Genomic DNA, 19,300 nt, shown 5'->3' with positions numbered 1-19,300 from the left:
GCAGGACAGCGGGCCTATAAAGACAGTGTACGAAGGTCGTGGGCCACACCGCAATGGCGCGACCCACGAATTCAGGGAGGAGTTGTTGAAGCTGGGAGGACGGAATTTCTGATCGGGAAGCGGGCTTCGATCAGACTTCAATATCGATTCTTCGGCGGCTTCGGCGTCTATCCCCGCTGCGTAGATCCAACACCGGTTTACGTTGTTGGCGGCGACGGTCGCCCTTGCGGCGTTCGGGTACTGGCGGCACCGGCTGGGTGTCAGACACCTGTTTACCCACGGGCATATCATGCTCGGGCGAGTAGCCGGAGCGCAGCTTATTGGTAGCGCTCGGAGACAAAGTGGTTGTAGGGCCTATGTATACCATACTCACCTCAACTCAAAGTTGGCGTCGACGCGTCTTGCTCGACCTATATTCACTTAACGGCCAAAACCCTGGAAACTTGATCGAAAATCGCTCAAAACGTGCGTTTGGTCGCACTTTTGGTCGCTAAACGCGATTTTTATCGGCCTTGGCCGTAAACCATTCCAGTTGCCGTTGTAACTTCACAACCTCGCCCACAATCAGCAATGTGGGCCCATGGACGTCATTCTCGGCCACCAAGTCCGCTATAGTGGCCAGATCACCCACTAACACGCGTTGTTCCGGTGTGGTGCCCTTTTCAACCAGGGCCACCGGCGTGGTGGGCGCGCGTCCATGTTCTACCAGATTCTGACAGATCTCGGTCAACCCCACTAACCCCATATAAATCACCAGAGTTTGACCCGGCAGGGCCAGCTCCGGCCAGGTGGGATTGGCTTGCTGGGTTTTGAGATGACCGGTCACGAAACGCACCGATTGGGCGTAGTCCCGATGCGTGAGGGGAATACCGGCATAAGCTGCGCAACCGGAGGCCGCCGTAATGCCTGGCACCACCTGGAACGGAACACCGCGCGAGGCCAGCAACTCAATTTCCTCACCGCCGCGGCCAAAAATAAACGGGTCGCCCCCCTTCAAGCGCAAAACCCGTTTGCCTTCCAGGGCCAGATCCAATAGCAATTGATTAATATTTTCCTGGGGCATGGCGTGATCACTGCGCCGCTTACCCACATAAATTCGCTCGGCATCGCGGCGCACCAAGTCCATAACCGGCTCGGAAACCAGTCGATCATAGAGCACTACATCGGCTTGTTGCATAAGGCGCAACGCGCGCAGGGTGAGCAGTTCGGGATCACCCGGGCCACCGCCCACTAAATAAACCTCGCCGTTTTGAGCTACAGCGTTTGGATCTGCGAGGGCCTCCGCCAGCCATTGTTCGGCCTGCTCGTCCTGACCATTAAACACCAGCTCTGCCGCCGGCCCCTGCAGCGCCTTTTCCCAAAATCGCCGCCGGTTATCACCACTAAACGCCTGTTTGACACGCTCGCGCCAGCGGCTGGCCAATTGAGCGAGGCGTCCGTAGGCGGAGGGAATGAGCGTCTCCAGTTTGGCTCGAACCAGACGCGCCAGCACAGGTGCTTCGCCACCGCTAGAGATGGCAATCACCAACGGCGAACGATCCACAATAGCGGGAGTAATAAACGTACACAACGCCGGGCTATCCACTACGTTCACCGGCAAGTACCGCGCTTGGGCATCGGCAGAGACGCGCGCATTCAGTGCTTCAATATCCGTGGCCGCGACCACCAAAGTACAGTTTTCCAGATCTTCGCTTTGATATTCACGCGGGTGCACGCTGCCCCCACCTTGCGCCGCCAGCTGCTGTAACTCGTCACTGACCTCTGGTGCCACGATGCGCAAGCGGGCACCCGCCCGAGCCAGCAAACGCCCCTTGCGAGTCGCAATATCGCCACCACCCACCAGCAGGCAGGTGCGCTGTTTTAAATCCAGAAAGACGGGAAAATAATCCATGGAGTAACGAGCCTCCCGAGTGGACGGCGGCGCGGCGCGTAAGCCGGCACCGTGCCGACCTTAATTCAGTGTCAGGGCTTCCTGGCCGCCCATGTAGGGACGCAGCACCTCTGGAATGGTCACGCTGCCGTCGGCTTGCTGGTAGTTTTCCAACACCGCCAACAGAGTGCGGCCCACCGCCAGACCGGAACCGTTCAGGCTGTGCAACAGCTCCGGCTTACCGGTTTCCAAGTTCCGGTAGCGGGCCTTCATGCGACGGGCCTGGAAATCGCGGAAGTTACTGCACGAGGAAATTTCACGGTACTTGTTCTGGGACGGAACCCAAACTTCAATATCGTAAGTTTTGGAAGACGAGAAACCCAAGTCGCCACCACACAGCGCCACGGTGCGATACGGTAAGCCCAGTTTTTGCAAAATGGTTTCAGCGTGTCCTGTGAGTACTTCCAACGCCTCGTCGGATTCTTCCGGACGGACAAACTGTACCAGCTCAACTTTTTCAAACTGATGCTGACGAATCAGGCCCCGCGTGTCCTTGCCGTGAGAACCGGCTTCACTGCGAAAACAGGGTGTGTGGGAAACGAACTTCAGCGGCAAACTGGCTTCACCGTCGAGCAGCGTATCGCGTAGCATATTGGTGACGGGCACTTCCGCTGTAGGAATCAAATAGAAACCGCGCTCGTCTTCCACTTTGAATAAGTCTTCCTCAAACTTCGGCAACTGCCCGGTGCCATTGAGAGAGGCAGAGTTGACGATAAAAGGCACGTTGAGTTCTTCATAGCCGTGCTCGCGAATGTGGGTATCGAGCATGAACTGAGCCAGCGCCCGATGCAGATGCGCGATCTCACCGCGCAGCACCACAAAACGCGCGCCGGTAATTTTACTGCCCAGATCAAAATCCATACCGCCGAGTCGGGCACCGAGATCCACGTGGTCAACCACCGGAAAAACAAATTCCCGAGGCGAGCCCCATTGACGCAGTTCCACGTTGTCGTCTTCGTTGGCGCCTTCGGGTACCGAATCGGCCGGGAGATTGGGCACGCCCGCGAGCAGATCATCCAGTGCCGATTGCACTTGATCCAGCTCGGTGCTGGCATCAGCGAGATCCTGTTTGAGTTGATCGACATGGGCCAACAGCGGTTGTATATCTTCACCCCGGGATTTGGCCTGACCGATACTTTTAGCGCGGCTGTTGCGCTCTTGTTGCAGATTTTCGGCTTTCACCTGAAGCGCCTTGCGCTTTTCCTCCAGGGTTTTAAGAGTGGCCACGTCCAGGTCGTAACCGCGCTTTTTGAGTGCTGCGGCTACCGCTTCGGGTTCGGTTCGAATCAGTTTCGGATCTAGCATAACTACGCGAAAGGTCCATGTAGAAAGTGAGGGTTGCAGGCCGTAGTTCCGTCGCGCTACGCAGGACTGTAAACAGTGTTCAACGCTATTCAGTCTTGTAGCGCTGATGTTCACTCTGCTGGTCGAGCTGCCGGAAATAAGCCAACTTTTCTTTGATTTTCTGTTCCAGGCCCCGCTCCACCGGATGATAGTATTGGCGGTCAGCTAACTCGGGCGGCAAATAACATTCGCCCGCCGCGTAACCATTGGGTTCGTCGTGGGCGTACCGGTATTCGGCGCCGTAATCCATTGATTTCATTAACTGGGTGGGCGCATTGCGCAGGTGCATGGGCACGTCGTACCCCGGCTGTTGCCGCACCTCGGCCATAACCTGGTTGAAGGCATTATACACGGCATTGCTTTTGGGTGCTGCCGCCAGGTAGACCACCGCCTGGGCGAGTGCCAACTCCCCTTCCGGACTGCCCAAGCGCTCCTGCACATCCCAGGCACTCAAGCACAGGGGCAACGCCCGCGGGTCGGCATTGCCTACGTCCTCACTGGCGATGCGCACGATGCGCCGAGCCAGGTAGAGCGGATCGCAGCCACCATCGATCATGCGCACCAACCAGTAGAGCGCGCCATCGGGAGAAGAGCCACGCACGGCTTTGTGCAGGGCGGAGATCTGTTCATAAAACAAGTCTCCGCCTTTGTCGAAACGACGCAAATCGCCAGCCAGCACTTCCGCCAAGACGGACTCATCAATGACCTTGCTGCCCTGGTGCTCATCGGCCAAGTCGGTAGCAATTTCCAACAGGTTCAGCGCTTTGCGGGCATCACCATCAGCGGCTTTAGCGAGGGTATCCAACCACTGCCCTTCGACGGTGACGGATTTTCCACCCAGCCCGCGTTCGACGTCCTCCAGCGCCTGGGTCAAGACCTGCCGCACGTGAGTCGTCTCAAGCCCGCGCAGCACATAGACACGGCACCGGGACAACAAGGCGTTGTTCAGTTCAAAGGACGGGTTTTCAGTGGTGGCGCCAATAAAGATCAAAGTACCGTCTTCAACGTAAGGCAGAAAGGCGTCTTGCTGGGCCTTGTTGAAACGGTGCACTTCGTCCACGAACAGAATGGTTTTGCGGCCGCTACCGGCGCGCTCCTGCTCGGCGATGGCCACGGCCGCACGGATATCTTTGACACCGGCAAGTACCGCCGACAGCGTTTGAAAGCGGGCATCCGCCTGTTCGGCAAACAGGCGCGCCAGCGTGGTTTTGCCAACGCCGGGCGGACCCCAGAGAATCATGGAATGCAGGTGCCCGCGCTCAATGGCATCCCGCAGCGGTTTGCCCTCTCCGAGCAAGTGCTCCTGGCCGACGTAATCACCCAATGTGCGCGGCCGCATACGGGCTGCCAGAGGCTGATAGGCGGGCCGGGTGTCGAACAAATCTCCCGACATCAATCCACCAACACGTCCACGCCTTCGGGCGGCTCGAACTCGAACAGTCGCTGGTCAACCGGCTCGTTACGGCGCACGTCCACCAGGGTGAAAATGGTCAGTTGGCCGAGGTTGTCACGCACACGAATCTCGGTCAGTCCCTCATCGGTAAACGCCAACAGCAGTTCTTGAAACAAATCTTTGTCGACACGCGGGCGGAGGCTAAACAGTTGCCGGCCGTTGTCCGCGCCTTTGTACTGTACGGAAAAATTTTCCCCGAGCCCGTCAACGTCATCGCTTAAAATCGCCGCGGGGGTGCCGCGTACTTGCTCTTGGTCGTAGGAGCGCTGGGTGACCTGCTCCAGATCCGGGTCGTAAAGCCACAAAAATTGCTGGTCGGAAACCAGCAGTTGCTCAAACGGCTCCTGGGTGTGCCAGTAAAATTTACCCGGACGTTCCAAGGCGAATTCACCCTGGCTCTCCTCCAGCACAGTGCCATCGTCATCAAACAAAATCTGAGTAAAGTCGCCCTGCAGGGTTTTCATACCCTCCAGGCGTTGCTGCAACCGATTGAGATCCTCAGCGGCCACGCTGAAAGCGGATGACAGCATACCCAGCACGAGTGCCCACAGCGTAATGCGAAAATGCAGCTTCATGTCAGTTCCTATTCGTTGCGATCAAACAGTGTTGATCGAGTCGGAAGGAAAGAATGCCCTGCTTGAGGTAGGCAGGGAATTCTCTCCCGGTTATTCGTTGAACACCCAACACACGGGTGTTAGTTTTTAGGCACCAGCACTTCCCGATTACCGTTGTGGCCGGGCTCGGATACAACGCCCGCCGCTTCCATGGTTTCGATCAACCGGGCGGCGCGGTTGTAACCAATGCGCAGTTTGCGTTGCACGGAGGAAATGGATGCTTTGCGGGATTCAATCACGCAGGCCACCGCCTGATCGTAAAGGGCATCGCCTTCTCCATCGGAGCCTTCCTCGTCACCACCGCCCAACCCAGGCACGGGGATGCTGTTGGTACTGTCATCAGTAATGCCGTCAATGTATTCCGGCGCACCGCGTTTTTTCCAATCGGCGACCACCTTGTGCACTTCGTGGTCGTCCACAAAGGCACCATGCACACGCACCGGCAAACTGGTGCCCGGCGGCAGGTACAACATGTCACCGTGCCCCAGAAGTTGCTCGGCGCCGCCCTGATCCAGAATGGTCCGGGAGTCCACTTTGGACGACACTTGGAACGCCATACGAGTCGGTACGTTGGCTTTAATTAAGCCGGTAATTACGTCCACCGAAGGCCTTTGAGTCGCCAAAATCAAATGAATTCCCGCCGCCCTGGCCTTTTGTGCAATACGGGCGATCAGTTGCTCGACTTTTTTGCCGACGATCATGATCATATCGGCGAATTCGTCGATCACCACCACGATAGTGGGCAGGGTACTCAATTCAGGTGCGGGAGCCTGATCCTCTCCCGCTTCAAAATGTTCGTCGGGTTTCCATAAAGGATCGAGAATCGGGTTGCCTGCTCGGCGGGCATCTTCAACCTTCCGGTTATAGCCGGTCAGGTTACGCACCCCAAGAGCGGACATCAGTTTGTAGCGGCGCTCCATTTCCCCCACGCACCAACGCAAGCCGTTGGCGGCGTCTTTCATATCCGTAATGACGGGTGTCAGCAGGTGGGGAATGCCTTCGTACACAGAAAGCTCAAGCATTTTGGGGTCCACCAGCATCAGGCGAACCTGCTCCGGCGACGCCTTGTACAACATGCTCAGCAGCATCACGTTTACGCCCACGGACTTACCCGAACCGGTAGTACCGGCCACCAGCAGGTGGGGCATTTTGGCTAAGTCGGCAGTCACCGGCTGACCTGAGATGTCGTGTCCCAGGGCGAGGGTCAAAAAAGAACGGGATTTGTCGTACACATCCGACGACAGGACTTCGCTCAGACGCACAATTTCCCGATGCTCGTTGGGGATCTCAATACCCATGACCGACTTGCCTGGAATGACCTCCACCACCCGAACGCTGATCACCGCCAGGGAGCGGGCCAAATCCTTGGCCAAATTGGTAATGCGGCTGGCTTTAATACCCGGGGCTGGTTGAATCTCAAAACGCGTGACCACTGGGCCCGGCTGCACTTCAACCACTTCAATGTCGATGTTGAAGTCCTTGAGTTTAAGCTCCAACAGTTTGGACATGGCTTCCAGCGACTCTTTGGAAAATGCCTTGTCGCTGTGCGGATCGGCAGGGTCCAGCAGTTTCAGCGACGGCAGATCGCCCTCGGGCGCGTCCGTATCCGTACTTTCAAACAAAGAAGCTTGGCGCGCGGGTGGCGGTTTCGGCGGAGCCTTTTTCACGGGTGTGCCAATGGTAGGCGGCACGCGCTTGGCTTCACTTTTAACGTGTTTGGCCACCGCTTCGCGCCGCTGTTGCTGCGCTTCACGCGCGGCTTTTCGTTCCTCGCGCTGACGCTGCCAGTGAATGGCACCTTCGCGCACCTTGGCGACCAGCAAGAGCGTGATCCGCCCGGTTTCGTCCATCAGCTTTAGCCAGGACAAATCAGTAAAAATGGTCAGGCCAAATAAAAACACGGCCAGCAACAAGAGCGTACCGCCGGTGTAACTGAATGCGCTCTCCACGCCCTCCGCAACCGAGGCGCCCAACAAGCCTCCATTGGTAAAAGGCAGTTCCGAGGCCTGGGGGTAATGCATGGCCACTAAACCGGCCCCGGCCACCATCACCAGAATCAGCCCGACAATACGTAGCACCAACAACACCCAATCGACACCGGGCGAGTGGTCCCGACCCCGGAATACTTGCCACGCCCGATAGCCCAACATCAGTGGAAACAAGTACGCCAGATACCCGAACAGCAAAAAACTCACGTCCGCCAACCAAGCGCCCGCCGGTCCGCCAGCGTTCTCAATACGGCTGTTATCACCGGTGTGCGACCAGCCGGGATCACCAGGGTGATAGGTAAACAACGCCAACAGCAGGTATAAACTGATCGCGGCCAACCCGATCAAGGCACCCTCTTTAACGATTCGCACCGCCATACCCTCAGCTGCTGGCATGGCTTTGGCGACTGTTTGACTGGACTTGGCTCTCAAAACTGTCTTCCTGTGGGATAAATAGCTGCATTCTAGGGCACTGAGGCATTCGCCAAAAGCCCTGTGACATCTTCAGGTCCGCCCTATCTCACTCTGGCGGCTTATAGTTTACGCCAATACATCGCATTGGCTCATACAATTTTGCGCACCCCTGGTGATTCACTTATGATGAGCGCCATTCGACATATACACCCTTTCGATACTTAAGGACTCATACATGAGCAACGCACAGCATCACCGTTTGATTATTCTCGGTTCCGGCCCGGCGGGTTACACCGCAGCCATCTATGCCGCGCGCGCTAACCTGAATCCGGTGATCATAACCGGGATGCAGCAAGGCGGTCAGCTGACCACCACCACAGACGTGGAAAACTGGCCAGGTGGCCCACCGGAGCTGCAGGGTCCAGATCTGATGGTGCAAATGCAGGAGCACGCTGAACGCTTTGACACCAAGATCATATTCGACCACATCAATGAAACGGACCTGAGCCAACACCCTTTCAAGCTGATGGGTTCTGATACCTATACCTGTGATGCGTTGATTATTGCCACTGGCGCCTCTGCCCAGTATCTGGGTTTACCGTCGGAACAGGCCTTTATGGGCAAAGGCGTCAGCGCTTGCGCCACCTGTGACGGTTTCTTCTACCGCGACCAGAAAGTGGCGGTTATCGGCGGTGGTAATACCGCCGTGGAAGAGGCCCTGTACCTCTCCAACATCGCCAGTGAGGTTGTATTGGTACACCGTCGTGACAAGCTGCGCGCCGAGAAAATCCTCCAGGATAAGCTGTTCGCCAAAGCGGAAAACGGCAATGTGCGTTTGGTCTGGGATCACACCTTGGAAGAAGTCCTGGGCGATGACACTGGCGTTAACGGTATGCGCATCAAGAGTCAACTTACCGGGGCCACTAAGGACATCGACGTGCAGGGCGTGTTCATCGCCATTGGTCACAAGCCAAACACCGACATTTTTGCCGGCCAGTTGGACATGAAAGATGGCTACATCACGGTGAAAAGCGGGCTTAACGGCAACGCTACCGCCACCAGTGTACCGGGCGTGTTCGCCGCCGGCGATGTTTCGGATCACATTTATCGCCAAGCTGTGACATCAGCTGGAGTTGGTTGTATGGCCGCTCTGGATGCGGAAAAGTATCTGGACAATCTTTAACCGGCACCAGGGGATGTGATTGCCTATGATTCAGATCCCCTGGCTGACCGCCGACAGCTTGGATTTTCCTCCCTCCTCCTCGGCGCTGGCTGAGCCCGATGGGCTGCTGGCGGCGGGGGGAGACCTCTCCCCCGCGCGATTATTAAGCGCTTACCGTCGCGGTATCTTCCCCTGGTTTGAACCGGGGCAGCCAATCCTTTGGTGGACACCCAACCCCCGCACCGTTGTGTTTCCCGACCAGCTGCACATCTCCCACAGTTTGCGCAAAGTTTTGCGGCGCGGGGATTTTACGGTGACGTCCGACCGGGCCTTTGCCGAGGTGATGCAAGCCTGCGCGGCGCCCCGTGCTGGCGCTTCCGGCACCTGGATTGGCCCAGCCATGATTGATGCCTACACCGAGCTTCACCAGATGGGCTACGCCCATTCAGTGGAGGTGTGGCGCGACGAACAACTGGTGGGCGGCCTGTACGGGCTGGTTTTGGGTAAGGTATTTTTTGGCGAGTCCATGTTCAGTCGTGCCGACAACGCCTCCAAAGTCGCCTTCACTCATTTGGCGCGCCAACTGGCCGAGTGGCGTTTTGCCGTGCTTGATTGCCAGGTGGCCAGCGACCATTTGTTTACCTTGGGCGCACAGGAAATAGCCCGTGAAGACTTCGAACAAATACTGTTAGACTGTGCCCATACACCCTCACTTAAGGGCCCCTGGTCGCTCAGCGCCACACGCGACTGGTAGTCGGTGGGGAGCGCCACCTGGGAGGATGACGCCATGTCTGACCTGTCCAATCTCAAGCTGTTTGCCACTCAGCCTCATCCCTGCAGTTATCTGGATGACCGGGAGGCGACGACTCTCTTTATTGACCCTGATGCTCCGGTTGACAAAGGGCTGTACAGCCAATTGACCGAGCTGGGCTTTCGCCGTAGCGGACGCCATTTGTACCGGCCTCATTGCGCCAATTGCCAGGCGTGCGTGTCCTGCCGAATTCCGGTGCACGATTTCAAACCTAACCGTAACCAGCGACGCTGTTGGCGGCGCAACCAGGATCTCACACTGACGTTCGTCGACAACATAAGAACCGACGAACACTACACGCTCTACGCGGACTACATAGCCACCCGACACCAAGATGGCGACATGTACCCGCCCTCGCGCAGTCAGTACGACGCCTTTCTCAGCAGCGAATGGGGGCTGACCCGGTATTTGGAATTCCGCCAGCAGGGGCGCTTATTGGGCGTGGCTGTGTGCGATCAGTTGGAGGACGGACTATCGGCCGTATACACCTTCTTTGACAGTCGCGAGGAGCGTCGCAGCCTCGGGGTTTACGGCATACTGGCACAAGTAGACCGCGCTCGGGAGCAGGGCCTGAAATATGTTTATCTGGGTTACTGGATCAAACAATGCCAAAAAATGGAATACAAGACTCAGTACCGCCCCTTGGAGATGTTGCTCAACCGCCGTTGGATGCGTCTTCGGTAGCGTTCAACGGCAATCCGGTGGCCGGAACCGCCTCTAACTGCCACTTTTACACCTTCCCCTCTTGGCCTTTGGGCCCATTTAGTGCACAATTCACGACCTATTTTTAAGCCCGCATAAGTTCGCCTGCCTCATGGAGGCAGAGCTTAGATGTCGACTGTAGAGCAAGTGAGGAATTCGCCGGATGGCAAAAGAAGACAATATTGAATTTGAAGGGGAAGTGATTGATACCCTGCCCAACACCACCTTCCGCGTAAAGCTGGAAAATGGGCATGTGGTTACCGCGCACATCTCCGGCAAGATGCGGAAAAACTACATCCGCATTCTCACCGGCGATAAAGTAAAAGTGGAAATGACCCCCTACGATCTGAGCAAAGGTCGGATTACCTACCGCGCGCGCTGATACAGTTTCAGCGCCTGACGGCCCTCCCGGGGCCGATACAACCAAGCCCCCTTAATTGACTCGCTCAGCGCGCAAGCAGGCCCCTCTAGGCCGGCTCACGCTCCTTGGCGCGAATATCAAGCTTCAGCTCGTCAGAATCCGGATCCACATCGACACTAATGGAGCCGCCGCTGGCCAAGGAACCGAACAACACCTCTTCCGCCAGAGGCTTTTTCAATTTCTCTTGGATTAGACGTGCCATGGGACGTGCGCCCATTTTTTCATCATAACCCCGGTTGGCAAGCCACTCACGGGCATCGTTGCTAACCTCAAGACTCACATGTTTCTCGTCCAACTGGGCCTGCAGTTCCACCAGGAATTTATCCACCACGGTTTTGATCACGTCCAGGGTCAGAGCGCCAAACTGAACGATAGCGTCCAGGCGGTTGCGAAACTCGGGCGTAAAGGTGCGTTTAATCGCCTCGCTGCCGTCGGTCGTGTGATCCTGCCGGGTGAAACCTATGGAAGGCCGGCTCATGGCCTCCGCGCCCGCGTTCGTGGTCATAATCAGAATCACGTTGCGGAAGTCTGCCTTGCGGCCGTTATTGTCGGTCAGAGTACCGTGGTCCATAACCTGTAACAGCAGATTAAACACCTCGGGGTGAGCCTTCTCGATTTCGTCCAACAACAGCACGCTGTGCGGGTGCTTGGTCACCGCATCGGTAAGCAACCCACCCTGATCAAAACCCACATACCCGGGAGGCGCACCGATCAAACGGGATACCGTATGCCGTTCCATGTACTCAGACATGTCAAAGCGGATCAGCTCCACGCCCATGGTTTTGGCCAACTGACGGCTCACCTCGGTTTTACCAACACCGGTAGGGCCAGAAAACAGGAAGGAACCGATGGGCTTTTCATCAGAACTTAAGCCAGCACGGGACAACTTAATGGCCGTCGCCAGTGTATCGATCGCCTCATCTTGCCCGAAGACAGTCATCTTCAAGTTCTCGTCCAATTTGCGCAGCTGCTCCTTATCGGAAGCAGAGACGCTCTTAGGCGGAATGCGCGCAATCTTGGCGACGATTTTTTCGATATCCGGAACACCAATGCTCTTTTTGCGTTTGCTGGGTGCCAGCAGCTGCTGGTAAGCACCTGCCTCATCAATCACATCAATGGCTTTGTCCGGTAAAAAACGGTCATTGATGTAACGCTCCGACAGCTCGGCTGCCGAGCGCAAAGCCGGGTCCGTGTAACGCAGGCCGTGATGTTGCTCGAAACGGGACTTCAGCCCTTTCAGAATTTGATAGGTTTCGTCCACAGTAGGCTCTGGAACATCCACTTTCTGGAAGCGACGGGAGAGCGCGCGGTCTTTTTCGAACACACCCCGATACTCTTGATAAGTGGTAGAACCCAGGCAGCGCAATTCACCCGAAGACAACAGCGGCTTGAGTAGGTTGGAAGCATCCATCACGCCGCCGGAGGCAGCTCCAGCGCCAATGATGGTATGAATCTCGTCGATGAAAAGAACGGCGTTTTTCTGCTTTTTCAGTTCACTCAGCAGACCTTTAAAACGTTTCTCAAAGTCGCCGCGGTATTTTGTGCCCGCCAACAGAGCGCCCATATCCAGCGAGTAAACGACACTATCCGCCAGCACGTCCGGGACATTACCGTCGACGATTCGCTTGGCCAGGCCTTCGGCAATGGCGGTCTTACCCACGCCGGACTCGCCCACCAACAGCGGGTTGTTCTTGCGCCGACGCGACAGGATTTGACTGACCCGCTCGACTTCAAATTCGCGCCCCACCAGAGGATCAATCCGCCCCTGCATGGCTTGCTCGTTCAGATTGGAGGCAAAGCTCTCCAGCGGACTCTGCGAGGAAGACTCCCCGCCCAGGGCATCTTCATCCTGCTGCTCTTGAACGCCGTCATTGCCGTGATCCGATTGGCCCGCCACTTTATGGATCCCGTGGGTGATGTAGTTCACCACGTCGATACGAGCCACACTTTGCTGTTTGAGGTAATAAACGGCCTGGCTTTCCTGTTCACTGAAGATGGCGACCAGGACATTCGCACCCGTTACCTCCTGTTTGCCGGAGGACTGCACATGGAAGACGGCGCGCTGTAGCACGCGCTGAAAACCCAATGTCGGCTGGGTTTCGCGTTCGGAGTCCCCTTCCGGGATGAGCGGTGTGGTGGAATCAACGAACTCGATGAGTTCGCGCCGCAAGATCCCTAAATCAGCGCCGCAGGCTCGCAAGACATTGGCTGCCGACTCGTTATCGATCAGCGCCAGTAGCAAGTGCTCCACGGTCATAAATTCGTGCCGCTTGGAGCGCGCGCCCTTGAAGGCCAGATTCAAGGTAACTTCCAGATCTTTACTTAACATCACTGATAACCTCTAGCAACGGAATCATCGGTCTTCGTCTTCCACCGCCTCGATCTCACACAACAGTGGATGCTCATTGTCCTTTGCATATTGATTCACTTGGGCTGCTTTAGTTTCCGCTATATCCCGAGTATAGACGCCGCATACGGCTTTGCCTTGTGTGTGCACTAAAATCATGATTTTCGTAGCCTTTTCCCGGGACATCGCAAAAAACATCTCCAGGGTTTCAACCACAAAATCCATGGGGGTATAGTCATCATTCAGCATCACCACCTTGTACATCGGTGGGCGCCGAAGCTGGGGCTTTTCCTCCTGGACCGCTACGTCGCCTTCCTCGGGATTCTGCTCCGAGGCTTTAATTAAGGTTAGTCGAAAGTCAGTCATTTTTCCCACAGCAAAATAAAGCCTAATTAGAAACTGGCGGGCCCAGGGGTTGGAACCCATTTAGCGTTGTCCGTTCATTATACCTGATGGGCCTCTGGACCACACGGGCGCCGTCGCTCAACTTGACAAGAACGTAAATTTTCGTTAAAACACCCTTCGTTGCTCAAAAAAACACCAATCAACTGGAGCAACTGCACCAAAAACCAATAAGACTCATCATAATGAGGTGTCGGGGCTTAGCACCCCGCCCCTAAGGCTAAGAAGGATTCAACCCATGCCTACAGGTACGGTCAAGTGGTTCAATAACGCCAAAGGTTATGGCTTTATTCTGCCGGACGAGGGAGGGGAGGACTTGTTCGCCCACTATTCCGCGATACAAATGGATGGATACAAGACCCTTAAAGCGGGTCAGGTTGTCCAATTTGATGTTACTCAGGGTGACAAAGGCTTTCACGCCACCCAGATCAAGGCCTCAGATTCCACCGAACAGGCGCCTTCGCCTGACTTAGCTCCGTCAGCGATGGCCGAAGAGCTGGCCGCTAGCGACTCCTAGCGCCTTTGGTGGTATCCAGCGAGCTCCACCCGTGCAGCTCAGCCATAAAAAAACCCCGAGCTTTTACTCGGGGTTTCTGTGTGCACCTCTATTACGCAAACTGATGCTAACCCGGCACTCAGTGCCGGGTTAATGTGTATCAGTTGCGTCCTGCCAGAATTGCATTAAAGGTTTCGCTGGGAAGCATAGCCTTGGACACCAAATCCCGATTGGGGTGGTAATAACCACCGATATCCACCGGCTGCCCCTGGGCACCGTTAAGCTCATCCACAATGCGCTGCTCTTGCTCGGTCAGGGCTTTGGCGATCGCTTCGAAGCGGCTTTGCAAGCCCGTATCTTCCGTTTGCGCGGCCAAGGCCTGCGCCCAGTACAGCGCCAGATAGAAATGGCTACCGCGATTGTCCAGTTCTCCCACCTTGCGCGAGGGTGAGCGATTGCTCTCCAGGAATTGAGCATTGGCATCATCCAGCGCTTGGGCGAAGATCAAGGCGCGAGGATTTTGGGTGAATTTACCGTAATGGCGCAAGGACTCAACCAGGGCCAGAAACTCACCCAAGGAATCCCAACGCAGGTGATTTTCCTTCAAAAATTGCTGCACATGTTTGGGAGCAGAGCCGCCAGCACCGGTCTCAAACAGGCCGCCACCGTTCATAAGCGGTACGATGGACAGCATCTTGGCGCTGGTACCCAGCTCCATGATGGGGAACAAGTCCGTCAGGTAATCGCGCAGTACGTTGCCGGTTACCGAAATAGTGTCCTGGCCTTTACGAATCCGCTCCAAGGAATAACTCATGGCGTCTACAGGCGCCAGTATGCGAATCTCCAAGCCATCGGTATCGTGATCCTTGAGGTAGGCTTCCACCTTGCGAATGACTTGAGCATCGTGTGCGCGCTTGGAGTCGAGCCAGAAGATCGCTGGCGCGCCGCTGTCGCGAGCGCGATTCACAGCCAGTTTGACCCAGTCACGCACCGGCGCATCTTTCACTTGGCACATACGCCAGATATCACCCTCTTCCACCGCATGCTCCAGCAGGACGTTCCCTTGGGCATCGGTTACCTTGACGGTGCCGTTAGCGGGCACTTCGAAGGTTTTATCGTGTGATCCGTATTCCTCGGCCTTCTGCGCCATCAGGCCCACATTGGAAACACTCCCCATTGTGGTGGGATCGAAGGCACCGTTGGTTTTGCAGTCGTCAATCACTTCTTGATAGATGCTGGCATAGCAGCGATCAGGAATCACGGCCTTGGCGTCGTAGCGCTCTCCATCGGCACCCCACATTTTTCCGGAGTCGCGAATCATCGCTGGCATGGAGGCGTCAATAATGACATCGTTGGGAACGTGCAGGTTGGTGATGCCTTTATCCGAGTCCACCATCGCCAGGCGAGGCCCGGTCTCATAGCAGCCCTCGATATCAGACACCAAGTCAGAACGCGGATTGCCCGGTAACTCTGGCAACTCCTGCATTTTCACGTACAGATCGCCAATGCCGTTGTTGGCGTCCACACCCAGTTCTTTCAGCGTGTCGGCGTGACGCGTGAACACGTCCTCATAGTAAACCGATACCGCGTGGCCAAAAATAATGGGATCGGAGACCTTCATCATGGTAGCTTTCAGATGCAAAGAGAACAGGATATCCTGCTGCTTCGCGTCGTCCATCTGCGCCTTCAAAAACTGCCGCAAGGCATTTTTGCTCATCACGGCCGCATCGATAATTTCACCGGCTTGGACGGATACTTTTTCTTTTAACACCTGAGACTTGCCATCGGCGGTGGTCAGCTCGATTTTTACCGCTCCGGCTTGCTCAATCAGTGCGGACTGTTCACTGCCGTAAAAGTCACCCTCGGACATGTGAGCCACGTGGGTCTTTGAATCCGCCTGCCACTGGCCCATGCGGTGGGGGTTGTTGCGCACATACTGTTTAACGGAAGCCGGTGCGCGCCGATCGGAGTTGCCTTCGCGCAAAACAGGGTTCACGGCACTGCCCTTGGCTTTGTCGTAACGCGCTTTGATGTCTTTTTGCTCGGCGTTGGCGGGCTCGTCCGGGTAATTCGGCAGAGGGTAACCCTGACCTTGCAGTTCTTTGATGGCGGCGATCAGTTGCGGCAGGGAGGCGCTGATGTTGGGCAGCTTGATGATGTTTGCTTCAGGCTTAGTCGCCAACTCTCCCAACTCGGCCAAATGGTCCGCTATTTTTTGCTCTTCGCTTAAATAGTCGGGAAACTGGGACAGGATACGCGCGGCCAGAGAAATATCGCGAGTTTCTATGGCGACCCCTTCGGGCTCAACAAACGCTCTAACGATGGGGAGCAACGAGTAAGTGGCCAGGGCTGGCGCTTCGTCGGTTTCGGTGTAAATAATTTTTGAGTCAGTCATAGTTACTCCATTAAAATCGTAATGATCGCGCGATGGCTCGCTGAACCCGATAAATCGCGCACTATTATACCAGCGCTCTAGGCTTTCCGCATTGCTCAAGGGCTAGGTTAACCGCTAAGAGAAAACCTATGGCACGGCTGATTCTTTTCAATAAGCCCTTTGGGGTACTTTCGCAATTCACCGATGCCGATGGCCGCGCCACTCTGGCGGATTTCATTCCGCTGGCGGGTGTCTACCCGGCCGGACGCCTCGATCGAGACTCCGAAGGACTGCTACTGCTGACGGACGACGGTAAAATACAGAACCAAATCGCCCATCCGATGCACAAGCTTCCCAAAACCTACTGGGTGCAAGTGGAAGGACAACCCGACGCAGAGTCTCTACGAGCTCTAACGGCAGGCGTCACCTTAAAAGACGGCAAAACACGGCCCGCCAAAGTCGAGCTGATTCCTGAGCCGGATTTGTGGCTACGGGATCCACCTGTGCGGGAGCGAAAGTCCATCCCAACCTGCTGGCTCGCACTTACCATCACCGAGGGCCGTAATCGCCAAGTGCGCCGCATGACCGCAGCGATAGGTTATCCCACTCTCCGCTTGGTCCGAGCAAAGATCGGTACTTGGTCACTCGGTGATCTGAGCCCCGGCAACTACCGAATTGAAAATGTGCATTTGCCCAAAAGTACACAGGCCAAAAGGACACCAAAGCGCTAGCGATGTAGCCATTATGTAGGTGGCATAAAAAAGGCGGCCATTGGCCGCCTTTTTTATCGTTACCAGCCGGTAACTTCTTTCAGGGCATCGCCAATGTCGGCGAGACTGCGCACGGTTTTTACCCCGGCGTCTTCCAGAGCGGCAAACTTTTCATCCGCTGTACCCTTACCGCCAGCGATGATGGCACCGGCGTGGCCCATACGCTTACCTGCTGGCGCGGTAACACCAGCAATGTAAGACACCACGGGTTTGGTGACATTGGCTTTAATGAAGGCCGCCGCCTCTTCCTCGGCGCTACCACCGATTTCGCCAATCATAACGATCGCTTCAGTTTTCGGATCATCCTGGAACAGCTGCAGGATATCGATAAAGCTGGATCCGGGAATCGGATCACCGCCAATACCCACGCAGGTGGACTGGCCAAAACCGTGATCGGTGGTTTGCTTGACCGCTTCGTAGGTCAAAGTACCGGAGCGAGACACAATGCCCACTCGGCCCGCTTTGTGGATGTGGCCGGGCATAATGCCGATTTTGCACTCATCCGGAGTAATCACACCCGGGCAGTTTGGCCCGATCAAGCGCACGCCCAGCTCGTCACACTTCACTTTACAAGCGAGCATGTCCAACGTGGGTACACCTTCGGTAATGCACACGATGAGCTTGAGACCAGCGTTGGCCGCTTCGAGGATGGAGTCTTTGCAAAACGGCGCGGGTACGTAGATCACAGAAGCCTCGGCGCCAGTTTCGGCAACCGCCTCTGCCACGGTGTTAAACACCGGCAGGCCCAGATGCGTCTGACCGCCTTTACCGGGGGTTACGCCACCAACCATTTTGGTTCCGTACGCAATAGCTTGCTCGGAATGGAAGGTGCCCTGAGCGCCAGTGAAACCCTGACAGATCACTTTGGTGTCTTTGTTGATCAAAATACTCATTATTTGCCCCCCGCTGCTTTAACCACTTGCTGAGCAGCGTCAGTCAAGCTGGTTGCGGCAATGATATTCAGGCCGCTGTCCGCCAGGACCTTGGCTCCCAACTCTGCATTGTTGCCTTCAAGACGAACCACCACGGGGACTTTGACGCCCACCTCTTCCACTGCGCCAATGACGCCTTCAGCAATCAGGTCGCAGCGAACGATGCCGCCAAAAATATTGATCAGTACGGCTTTCACGTTTTCATCGGACAAGATGATTTTGAACGCTTCAACTACGCGCTCTTTGGTGGCACCGCCACCCACATCCAGGAAGTTAGCCGGCGCACCGCCGTGCAATTTAACAATGTCCATGGTGCCCATAGCCAGTCCAGCACCATTCACCATGCAGCCAATGTTGCCATCCAGCGCTACGTAATTGAGTTCCCACTTTGCAGCATGCGCTTCACGCTCATCTTCTTGGGTGGGGTCGTGCATTTCACGCAAGTCCGGATGACGGTAAAGCGCATTGCCGTCGATAGCGACCTTGGCGTCCAGACAGTGAAGGTCGCCCGCGGGAGTAATCACCAAGGGGTTAACTTCGATCAGTGCCACATCCTTTTCTTGGAACAGTTTCGCCAAGCCGAGAAAAATTTTCACGAATTGACCCACTTGCTTGCCTTCCAGACCCAGCTTGAACGCCAGATCCCGGCCTTGATAAGGCTGTGCACCGACCAGCGGATCAACCGTAGCTTTAAGAATCTTCTCGGGCGTTTCTTCCGCGACTTTTTCGATCTCTACGCCACCTTCTGTGGAGGCCATAAATACGATGCGACGACTGGAACGGTCCACTACCGCACCCAGATACAGTTCCTGATCAATATCCGTGCACGTTTCCACGAGAATACGGCTGACCGGCTGGCCTTTTTCATCGGTTTGGTAGGTAACCAGGTTGTTGCCGAGCCACTGCTTGGCGAACGCTTCGATTTCCGCTTTGGTTTTTACCAGTTTGACACCACCGGCTTTACCGCGGCCACCAGCGTGTACCTGGGCCTTAACCACAAACTTATCACCACCGATGGTGGCAGCTGCGGCAACGGCCTCTGCCGGTGTTTGAGCGGCCACGCCGTTGGAAACTGGCAAGCCATATTGAGCAAACAACTGCTTACCTTGATACTCATGCAAATTCATGACGTTATTCCAA

The 19,300-nt window shown here is 55.9% G+C and carries 17 protein-coding genes; 6 read left to right on the top strand and 11 right to left on the bottom strand.

Annotated features, from left to right (window positions below; all coding sequences use genetic code 11):
* Nucleotides 1–130 precede the first annotated feature (130 nt).
* The 6 genes from RBH33_RS02000 to RBH33_RS01975 form a co-directional block, all read right to left on the bottom strand.
* Nucleotides 131–367, bottom strand: a complete 237-nt coding sequence (locus RBH33_RS02000; protein ID WP_306730446.1) for a hypothetical protein — start codon at nt 365–367, stop codon at nt 131–133.
* Between the two features lie 123 nt (nt 368–490).
* Nucleotides 491–1,891, bottom strand: a complete 1,401-nt coding sequence (cysG, locus tag RBH33_RS01995; RefSeq protein ID WP_306730445.1) for a siroheme synthase CysG — start codon at nt 1,889–1,891, stop codon at nt 491–493.
* Between the two features lie 60 nt (nt 1,892–1,951).
* Nucleotides 1,952–3,235, bottom strand: a complete 1,284-nt coding sequence (gene serS / locus RBH33_RS01990; RefSeq protein ID WP_306730444.1) for a serine--tRNA ligase — start codon at nt 3,233–3,235, stop codon at nt 1,952–1,954.
* 85 nt (nt 3,236–3,320) lie between these two features.
* On the bottom strand, nt 3,321–4,667 hold the full coding sequence (locus RBH33_RS01985; RefSeq protein ID WP_306730443.1) for a replication-associated recombination protein A: 1,347 nt from the start codon (nt 4,665–4,667) through the stop codon (nt 3,321–3,323).
* Nucleotides 4,667–5,302 (bottom strand): outer membrane lipoprotein periplasmic chaperone LolA, encoded by a 636-nt coding sequence (lolA, locus tag RBH33_RS01980; protein WP_306730442.1) that lies wholly within the window; start codon nt 5,300–5,302, stop codon nt 4,667–4,669. Before lolA ends, RBH33_RS01985 begins: the two co-directional genes overlap by 1 nt.
* A gap of 119 nt (nt 5,303–5,421) precedes the next feature.
* Nucleotides 5,422–7,761 (bottom strand): DNA translocase FtsK, encoded by a 2,340-nt coding sequence (locus RBH33_RS01975; RefSeq protein ID WP_373568210.1) that lies wholly within the window; start codon nt 7,759–7,761, stop codon nt 5,422–5,424.
* 217 nt (nt 7,762–7,978) lie between these two features.
* Here RBH33_RS01975 and trxB point away from each other — a divergent pair, with 217 nt between their 5' ends.
* The 4 genes from trxB to infA all read left to right on the top strand — a co-directional run bounded on the left by trxB (nt 7,979) and on the right by infA (nt 10,800).
* Nucleotides 7,979–8,926 carry a thioredoxin-disulfide reductase gene (gene trxB, locus RBH33_RS01970; RefSeq protein WP_306730441.1) on the top strand — a complete coding sequence of 316 codons (948 nt, stop codon included), beginning with the start codon at nt 7,979–7,981 and terminating at the stop codon, nt 8,924–8,926.
* 25 nt (nt 8,927–8,951) lie between these two features.
* Nucleotides 8,952–9,659 (top strand): leucyl/phenylalanyl-tRNA--protein transferase, encoded by a 708-nt coding sequence (gene aat / locus RBH33_RS01965; RefSeq protein WP_306730440.1) that lies wholly within the window; start codon nt 8,952–8,954, stop codon nt 9,657–9,659.
* A 33-nt stretch (nt 9,660–9,692) separates the two neighbouring features.
* Nucleotides 9,693–10,400 (top strand): arginyltransferase, encoded by a 708-nt coding sequence (locus RBH33_RS01960; protein ID WP_306730439.1) that lies wholly within the window; start codon nt 9,693–9,695, stop codon nt 10,398–10,400.
* A 181-nt stretch (nt 10,401–10,581) separates the two neighbouring features.
* On the top strand, nt 10,582–10,800 hold the full coding sequence (gene infA / locus RBH33_RS01955) for a translation initiation factor IF-1 (RefSeq protein WP_049722125.1): 219 nt from the start codon (nt 10,582–10,584) through the stop codon (nt 10,798–10,800).
* 85 nt (nt 10,801–10,885) lie between these two features.
* Here infA and clpA read toward each other — a convergent pair whose 3' ends face one another.
* Nucleotides 10,886–13,168 carry an ATP-dependent Clp protease ATP-binding subunit ClpA gene (gene clpA / locus RBH33_RS01950; protein WP_306730438.1) on the bottom strand — a complete coding sequence of 761 codons (2,283 nt, stop codon included), beginning with the start codon at nt 13,166–13,168 and terminating at the stop codon, nt 10,886–10,888.
* Between the two features lie 24 nt (nt 13,169–13,192).
* Complete coding sequence (gene clpS / locus RBH33_RS01945; protein ID WP_306730437.1) at nt 13,193–13,552, bottom strand: ATP-dependent Clp protease adapter ClpS; 360 nt, start codon at nt 13,550–13,552, stop codon at nt 13,193–13,195.
* 274 nt (nt 13,553–13,826) lie between these two features.
* On the opposite strand from clpS, the gene cspD reads away from it, so the two are divergent.
* On the top strand, nt 13,827–14,105 hold the full coding sequence (gene cspD, locus RBH33_RS01940; protein WP_306730436.1) for a cold shock domain-containing protein CspD: 279 nt from the start codon (nt 13,827–13,829) through the stop codon (nt 14,103–14,105).
* 139 nt (nt 14,106–14,244) lie between these two features.
* On the opposite strand, the gene RBH33_RS01935 is transcribed toward cspD, so the two are convergent.
* Nucleotides 14,245–16,479, bottom strand: a complete 2,235-nt coding sequence (locus tag RBH33_RS01935) for an NADP-dependent isocitrate dehydrogenase (protein ID WP_306730435.1) — start codon at nt 16,477–16,479, stop codon at nt 14,245–14,247.
* Nucleotides 16,480–16,607: 128 nt separating this feature from the next.
* Between RBH33_RS01935 and RBH33_RS01930 the strand changes: the two genes are divergently transcribed.
* A complete protein-coding gene (locus RBH33_RS01930; protein WP_306730434.1) occupies nt 16,608–17,189 on the top strand; it encodes a pseudouridine synthase in 582 nt (193 codons plus the stop codon).
* A 59-nt stretch (nt 17,190–17,248) separates the two neighbouring features.
* Here the strand turns inward: RBH33_RS01930 and sucD are convergent, their stop codons facing one another.
* Complete coding sequence (gene sucD, locus RBH33_RS01925) at nt 17,249–18,121, bottom strand: succinate--CoA ligase subunit alpha (RefSeq protein WP_306730433.1); 873 nt, start codon at nt 18,119–18,121, stop codon at nt 17,249–17,251.
* Nucleotides 18,121–19,287, bottom strand: coding sequence for an ADP-forming succinate--CoA ligase subunit beta (gene sucC / locus RBH33_RS01920; protein WP_306730432.1), 1,167 nt, complete (start codon nt 19,285–19,287; stop codon nt 18,121–18,123). The genes sucD and sucC overlap by 1 nt, the downstream gene beginning before the upstream one ends.
* Nucleotides 19,288–19,300 lie beyond the last annotated feature (13 nt).

It is taken from the genome of Marinimicrobium hydrolyticum, assembly GCF_030848505.1.
Lineage (GTDB): Bacteria > Pseudomonadota > Gammaproteobacteria > Pseudomonadales > Cellvibrionaceae > JAVDDU01.
Note: the sequence above shows the minus strand (reverse complement) of the source record. Positions and strands in the feature narration are given on the sequence as shown.

Coding starts and splice junctions, on each gene's coding strand:
- serS (WP_306730444.1), bottom strand. CDS start 3,235: ATGCTAGATCCGAAACTGATTCGAACCGAACCCGAAGCGGTAGCCGCA.
- infA (WP_049722125.1), top strand. CDS start 10,582: ATGGCAAAAGAAGACAATATTGAATTTGAAGGGGAAGTGATTGATACC.
- RBH33_RS02000 (WP_306730446.1), bottom strand. CDS start 367: ATGGTATACATAGGCCCTACAACCACTTTGTCTCCGAGCGCTACCAAT.
- RBH33_RS01960 (WP_306730439.1), top strand. CDS start 9,693: ATGTCTGACCTGTCCAATCTCAAGCTGTTTGCCACTCAGCCTCATCCC.
- trxB (WP_306730441.1), top strand. CDS start 7,979: ATGAGCAACGCACAGCATCACCGTTTGATTATTCTCGGTTCCGGCCCG.
- aat (WP_306730440.1), top strand. CDS start 8,952: ATGATTCAGATCCCCTGGCTGACCGCCGACAGCTTGGATTTTCCTCCC.
- sucC (WP_306730432.1), bottom strand. CDS start 19,287: ATGAATTTGCATGAGTATCAAGGTAAGCAGTTGTTTGCTCAATATGGC.
- RBH33_RS01930 (WP_306730434.1), top strand. CDS start 16,608: ATGGCACGGCTGATTCTTTTCAATAAGCCCTTTGGGGTACTTTCGCAA.
- RBH33_RS01985 (WP_306730443.1), bottom strand. CDS start 4,667: ATGTCGGGAGATTTGTTCGACACCCGGCCCGCCTATCAGCCTCTGGCA.
- cspD (WP_306730436.1), top strand. CDS start 13,827: ATGCCTACAGGTACGGTCAAGTGGTTCAATAACGCCAAAGGTTATGGC.
- cysG (WP_306730445.1), bottom strand. CDS start 1,891: ATGGATTATTTTCCCGTCTTTCTGGATTTAAAACAGCGCACCTGCCTG.
- clpA (WP_306730438.1), bottom strand. CDS start 13,168: ATGTTAAGTAAAGATCTGGAAGTTACCTTGAATCTGGCCTTCAAGGGC.
- clpS (WP_306730437.1), bottom strand. CDS start 13,552: ATGACTGACTTTCGACTAACCTTAATTAAAGCCTCGGAGCAGAATCCC.
- sucD (WP_306730433.1), bottom strand. CDS start 18,121: ATGAGTATTTTGATCAACAAAGACACCAAAGTGATCTGTCAGGGTTTC.
- lolA (WP_306730442.1), bottom strand. CDS start 5,302: ATGAAGCTGCATTTTCGCATTACGCTGTGGGCACTCGTGCTGGGTATG.
- RBH33_RS01935 (WP_306730435.1), bottom strand. CDS start 16,479: ATGACTGACTCAAAAATTATTTACACCGAAACCGACGAAGCGCCAGCC.